Origin of the sequence: Bradyrhizobium sp. AUGA SZCCT0182, from assembly GCF_018130185.1 — a bacterium.
Taxonomy (GTDB): Bacteria; Pseudomonadota; Alphaproteobacteria; order Rhizobiales; family Xanthobacteraceae; genus Bradyrhizobium.
The window spans coordinates 64,014-70,570 of sequence record NZ_JAFCLY010000048.1 but is presented as its reverse complement, the minus strand read 5'-3'; the positions used below and the strand labels follow the sequence as shown (position 1 = coordinate 70,570).

General features: G+C 58.2%; 5 protein-coding genes. All 5 read left to right on the top strand.

What is annotated here, in order from left to right; all coding sequences use genetic code 11:
- Positions 1-144 precede the first annotated feature (144 nt).
- The 5 genes from JQ611_RS34525 to JQ611_RS34505 all read left to right on the top strand — a co-directional run bounded on the left by JQ611_RS34525 (position 145) and on the right by JQ611_RS34505 (position 6,488).
- Entirely contained in the window at positions 145-1,149 is a 1,005-nt protein-coding gene (locus JQ611_RS34525) for an ABC transporter substrate-binding protein (protein ID WP_212467973.1), read from the top strand.
- Between the two features lie 223 nt (positions 1,150-1,372).
- Positions 1,373-2,359, top strand: a complete 987-nt coding sequence (locus JQ611_RS34520) for an ABC transporter substrate-binding protein (protein ID WP_212467972.1) — start codon at positions 1,373-1,375, stop codon at positions 2,357-2,359.
- Positions 2,360-2,599: 240 nt separating this feature from the next.
- The gene (locus JQ611_RS34515; protein WP_212467971.1) at positions 2,600-3,607 is read left to right on the top strand and encodes an ABC transporter substrate-binding protein; all 1,008 of its coding nucleotides are present in this window, start codon (positions 2,600-2,602) and stop codon (positions 3,605-3,607) included.
- A gap of 247 nt (positions 3,608-3,854) precedes the next feature.
- Complete coding sequence (locus tag JQ611_RS34510; protein ID WP_249133683.1) at positions 3,855-5,285, top strand: citrate transporter; 1,431 nt, start codon at positions 3,855-3,857, stop codon at positions 5,283-5,285.
- Between the two features lie 510 nt (positions 5,286-5,795).
- On the top strand, positions 5,796-6,488 hold the full coding sequence (locus JQ611_RS34505; protein ID WP_212467970.1) for a DUF6538 domain-containing protein: 693 nt from the start codon (positions 5,796-5,798) through the stop codon (positions 6,486-6,488).
- The last annotated feature ends 69 nt before the right edge of the window (positions 6,489-6,557 follow it).

The window sequence follows — 6,557 nt, the reverse complement described above, 5'->3', positions numbered from 1 at the left end:
TGACCCTTAGCGGTCATGGCGCAACGCAGAATAGCGGGTTGCCGCGCTCGACATCTTGCGCCTCCAACTCCCGGACTCCCATGCCGCGATGTGGTATGCTTCGACCTGGATTTAGCGTGGTCCTGAGCCTCCTTGGAGGACTGCATGAGACGGCGCGATTTCATCAGTCTTCTTGGCGGTGCGGCGGCCGTATGGCCGCTCGCTGCGGCGGCACAGCAGAGCGTTAATAAGAAACATCTTGCTATCTTCAGCCCAGCAGAGCCAAGCGCGGACTTGCATGAGCATAGCGAAAGTAAAAAGTACCGAGCCTTTTTCGCTGAGCTTCGGCGGTTGGGGTGGATCGAGGGACAAAACCTCAAGGTCGAAAGTTACGGCCGAGAGCAAAATGCGTCCGGCCCCGAAGGCCTGGCGACGGAAATCGTTCGGAGCAACCCGGATGTCATCCACGTCGTTGGCCCTGGCGCAGTCATCTTCAAAAAGCTAACATCGCGTATTCCGATCGTAGTGATAACTACCGACCCCGTTAAGCAAGGGATCGCCGAAAGTCTGGCTCACCCGGGCGGCAATTTCACGGGAGCCAGCATCGACGCCGGTCTGTCCATTCATGGAAAACGGATTGCACTATTGCGCGAGATGGTTCCGACGATGTCGAAACTTGGCTGTATCGCTCTTCGATTCCAATGGGATGGGGCGAGCGCAGGCGCTTTCCGCGCAGCTGCCGAAACGGCAGGCCTCCCTCTCGCGGTGTCTTTACTGGAATTCGGTACCAGCGAAGCAGACATTCGGGCGGCGGTCGAGAGCATCTCCCGCGACGGCGCAAATGCGGTCATGGTCCTCGATTCGCCTCAGGTCCTTCAAAACAGCACTTTGATCGCTAAGCTGCTCGGCGACGCGAAGCTTCCGGCGATTTTCACATTTACCGAATCCGTCGAGGCCGGGGGATTAATGGCCTATTCCTTCGATCTGATCGAATTGCATAAGCGCGCCGCCCACAATATCGATGCAATTCTCCGGGGAGCAAAGCCCGGCGACATCCCGTTCTACCAGGTAACCAAATTTGAGTTGTCCATCAACCTCAAGGCAGCCAAGCAGCTGGGGCTTTCCATACCTCCTGCGCTCGTCGCGATTGCCGATAAGGTAATTGAGTAAACAAGCAAGGTCCGGTGTTGGCACGAAGCGGAAGAGCCGGGCCGACCTGGCGATGTCCTTTGACGGGGGTAGACCGGAAGTGGCTGACCGACCGTCAGACCGACGCGATTGACCCAGAATGGACGACTGCCAGCACATGGCGCGAGCGGTGTCGACCTTTTGGCCCTATCAGGCACTTGTTTGAAGCCGATAGGATGCCCGCTCCTGATGTTTGGAGGCGGCCATGCGGCGACGCGAGTTCATCGGGCTTGTTGGCGGCCTCATAGCGTGGCCTCGCACGGCACAGGGGCAACAGGCGGCTGCAAAAGTTATAGGCGTTCTAGGATTTGGATCGGTCGAAGAAGCTCGGGGAAGCTTTGCCTTGGCTCAGCGGCGCTTGACCGAGATGGGTTTCATCGAGGGACGCAATCTATCTGTTGAATACTATATGGCCGACAATCAGGAGGGGCGTATGGCCGCGTTGGCCCGCGATCTGATTCAGCGTCGGGTGGACGTGATTACTGTGTTTTCAGGACCGTCCATTGTTGCCGCAAGAGCTGCCACGACGTCGATTCCAATCGTTTTCTTTACGGGCTATGACCCGGTCGCAAGCGGGTTTGTCGCCAGCTTGAACCGGCCGGGCGGCAACGCCACAGGTATTACCGTTCTCAACACAGAGGTGCTGGCCAAGCGACTAGAATTGCTTCGTGAGCTTGTACCGAGGGCGAAGTCTATCGCCTTCCTCGTCCACCGATCGACGAATCTTGTACCCGGACAAGATCGCATCGCGAAGGACATGCAATCGGCAGCCGAATTATTGGGTGTGGAGCTGCTTTTTGTAGAGGCGAGCCGTTCTGATGATTTCGAGGGGGCTTTCGCAAAAATTGTAAGTGCGCAGGCGGACGCAGTCTTGGTGTCGGCCGACGCGTTCATGTTTTCAAACCAAACAACGCTTGTTGATCTGGCGGCTCGGCACAAAATACCCGCAGTGTATCCAACTCGGGGATTCACAGCTCGCGGAGGATTGGCGAGTTACGGAACCAATTATCCAGAGGCTTACCGACAAGTGGGCGACTATCTTGGCCGGGTTTTGAATGACGAAAAACCCGAAAACCTACCGGTGCAGCAGGTCACAAAGCTCCAACTGGTGATCAACACGAAGACGGCAAAGGCGCTTGGTCTTACCATTTCGCCGACCCTGCTCGCTCGCGCCGACGAGGTGATCGAATAGATGGATTGAGGTCGGCTGAAGAGCCGAGCCGATCTGGCGATGTCCGTTGACGGGGGCAGACCGGAAGTGGCTGGCCGACCGTCAAACCGACGCGATTGACCCTTAGCGGTCATGGCGCAACGCAGAATAGCGGGTTGCCGCGCTCGACATCTTGCGCCTCCAACTCCCGGACTCCCATGCCGCGATGTGGTATGCTTCGACCTGGATTTAGCGTGGTCCTGAGCCTCCTTGGAGGGCAGCATGAGACGGCGCGATTTCATCAGTCTTCTTGGCGGTGCGGCGGTCGTATGGCCGCTCGCTGCGGCGGCACAGCAGAGCACCAATCGCAAGCGTCTTGCTATCTTCAGCCCATCACAGCCAAGCGCGGACTTGCATGAGCATAGCGAAAGCAAAGTTTCCCCAGCTCTATTCGCTGAACTTCGGCGGTTGGGGCAGATCGAGGGACAAAACCTCAAGGTCGAAAGTTACGGCCGAGAGCAAAACACGTCCGGCCCCGAAGCGCTGGCGACGGAAATCGTTCGAAGTAACCCGGATGTCATCCTTGTCGTTGGTCCTGGCGGAGTCTTTTTCAAAAAGCTAACATCGCGTATTCCGATCGTAGTGATAACTGGCGACCCTGTTAGGCAAGGGCTCGCCGAAAGTCTGGCTCACCCGGGCGGCAATTTCACGGGAGCCAGCATCGACGCCGGTCCATCCATTCACGGAAAACGGATTGCACTGTTGCGCGAGATGGTTCCGACGATGTCAAAACTTGGCTGTCTCGGTCTTCGACAGCAATGGCATGGGCCAGTCACCGGTCCCGGAATCCGCGCAGCGGCCGAAACGGCAGGCCTCCCTCTCGCGGTGTCTTTACTGGAAATTGGTGCCAGCGAAGCAGACTATCGGGCGGCGATCGAGAGTATCTCCCGCGACGGTGCAAATGCGGTCATGGTCCTCGATTCGCCTGAGGTCGATCAAAACAGCACTTTGGTCGCTAAGTTGGTCGGCGACGCGAAGCTTCCGGCGATTTTTACGCATCCTGCCCCCGTCGAGGCCGGGGGCTTAATGGCCTATTCCTTCGACCTGATCGAATTGTATAAGCGCGTCGCCAACAACATCGACGCGATTCTCCGAGGAGCAAAGCCCGGTGACATCCCGATCTACCAAGTAACCAAATTTGAGTTGTCCATCAACCTCAAGGCAGCCAAGCAGCTGGGGCTTTCCGTACCTCCTGCGCTCGTCGCGAGTGCCGATAAGGTAATTGAGTGAGTATGCACAGGTCCGGTGTTGGCACCTTTGAGACATGCCGACCGACCAGGAGAATGTCCGCTTGTCGGGGAAGACCGAAAGTGAACGGGCAAGGTCAAAACGACGCGAATGACCCTTAGCGGACATCAGCCTCTGGCACACATTGCTTTCTTTCGGTTGGCGTGTAGAACGGTGGTCGGGTGCTCGCTGCATGTGGCAGTGACAGGTCAAGCGATGGTCGGGCCGCCACGCGGAAAGCGCGCGCCCAATGAACCGTCGACCGTCAGACGATGAAATCCTTCGTGCCGAATCCCTCACCGGGCGGCCCTTGAATGTGCCCCTGCTGCTTCTTGTAGCCGGGGTGGCCCTGGCAGCCGTCCTGTTCGCAAATCCAGCCGCGGCAGCATCCACAACTGGCCCGTATTCTGCTCAGCCGGTCTTCCTGTTCGGCATTCCGGTTGATTTCATTCTGTTCGGCCTGACGCTGCTGGGTGTAGCGGTATTCCACCACAAGACGCTGGAGGTGGCGTTGACCGGGCTCGTGGCCGTTACACTTTACAAGCTCGTATTTACTGGCTTCCGACAAGGCACGGGCCTGATCGGCATGATGCTCCAGCTTCACCACGAATGGGTGATCCTCGCCAACCTGTTTTTTCTGCTGATGGGTTTCGCCGTCCTGTCGCGGCATTTCGAGAACAGCCGAATCCCCGACGCGATGCCCGCGTTCCTGCCAAACGGCTGGAGCGGCAGTCTGGTTCTGCTTGCCATTGTTTTCGTGATGTCGGGCTTCCTCGACAATATTGCCGCGGCCCTGATCGGCGGCACGATGGCGCGGCACTTGTTCAAGGGCAAAGTACATATCGGTTACCTTGCCGCCATCGTTGCGGCCGCCAATGCTGGCGGCGCTGGCAGCGTCGTCGGCGATACCACCACCACCATGATGTGGATCGACGGCATCAGCCCGCTTCGTGTCGTCGAGGCCTACGTCGCCGCCGTCGCCGGCTTCCTGATCTACGGGATACCAGCCTCATTGATCCAACACCGCCATTCTCCAATAGAGAAGGATGCGCAGCGCGGCCGGCACATCGATTGGACCTATGTGGGAATTGTCGCTGCAATCCTGACCATCGCCATTGTGGCCAACGTCATCGCCAACCTGAAATTTCCGGCGGTGCTCGATGCCGTCCCCGTGATCGGACTTGCGGTGTGGATCGTCATTCTCGCGGCCGCGCCGCTGCGTCGGCCGGATTGGGCGATCATGCCGGAAACGTTCAAGGGCACGGTCTTCCTTCTGGCCCTTGTCACCAATGCGTCCTTTATGCCGGTCGAGGAATTGCCGGGGGCCTCGTGGCAAACGGTTCTGGGGCTCGGCTTCCTGTCTTCCGTGTTCGACAACATCCCGCTGACGGCACTTGCACTCAAGCAGGGCGGCTATGACTGGGGTTTTCTTGCATATTCCGTGGGCTTCGGCGGATCGATGATCTGGTTCGGCTCGTCTGCGGGCGTCGCGATCGCCAATATGTACCCTGAGGCCAAGTCGGTGGGCCGGTGGCTGCGGCACGGCTGGTTTGTCGCTGTAGCGTATATTGTTGGTTTCTTCGTGATGTTTACCATTGTTGGTTGGAATCCTGACGCTCCACACAAAAAGCGTGTTGCGCTGGATGTGACTATCCAGATGGGAGTGGCTGGCCGCCCGTAAGGCGGGCCTAGCGCGGATATGATGTCGGCTTTTGGCACAAAACGGACATCTCGGAGTCGGCGGCCAATGTCCGATGTTGAGGGCACATCGGACATCCTTGGACCACTATAAATTTCCCAGAAGTGACACGCCCGTTCGACGGGCCTTCAACACCTCAGTCGCCATCGCAAGCAGCACACAACAGATCGAAAGACCAGCGAAACTCCCTGTTACGTTGCGAGGATAGCCCTGTTAGGCCAGAAAAATTCCCTGCTAATTGGAGTAGGGAATTGACCCAGAAAACGGCTGTAGTGCAGCGGTTCTGACTACTTGTCATGTCTCCGAGCCTCCCATACCGCTAGATTCCTTGTAAAATTCCCTGTTAGCAGGGAATCTGCGCGGAGACAGGTGCGATCAGCACTGCGTCGCCAGCCAGCAAACACCTACCCTTTGAAATAATGCAATTCGCTGGCTTTGGCTGGGGAGTTGCGTCGCGACTGTATCACGCGCCTGTATCACAGGGGTGTTTACGTGCGCGTGGTCCAGCATGTCTTCAGGCGAGGTGCCGTTTACTGGTGGCGCCGGCGGCTTCTCAAGAAAGCAGGGGAGAGAGAACTCGCGCCGATTGCGATCAGCCTGAGAACGCGGGACCTTTCCAAGGCGCGCACCATCGCCGCCCATTTGGCCGTGGCGAGTGATGGCATCTTGCGCCAGGAGGAGGGAAGAGAAGTGCTTTCGGCTGTTCAGGTCCGGTCGATGCTGGAGTCGGTCGCGCGCACCCACCTGGCCAAGCTCGATCGGCTGGCCGCGTTGGAGACGGCTGATGGCATCACTGCGGGTGACGGGCGCTCATCTGATCGTATCATGGGCTGGGCTCGACGCCTCCAGGCTTCCCAGGGTATCGCCGCAAGAGTTGGAGATGCGGAACGCGGCGTGTTGGCGGCGAACGGCCTCAGTCTGGAGGAGATCGCGGAGGTGAACTGGACACTCGATCTTCTGCGGAAGAGTTCGGGGGGCAGTTTTCCGCGTCAGAAGCTGATGGCGCTGCTGGAAGCCTTCCGGGCTCCCCAAGGGGAGGGCGACATCCAGCAGGCGGAGCGGATATTTTACCGTGGGCAGGCCGCCGCCTTGCTGTCAGTTGATCGGCGATGGTCTGGGGAGTATCGCGAAGACGACAACCTGATTGAACGGCTTACCTTGGTTAGACTTCGCGATCTTGCATGAAGCGCAGACAGCCATATCGACGCAGCAATTGTCACGAAAATCAAACCGAACAGGGAGTATAAATCGCCC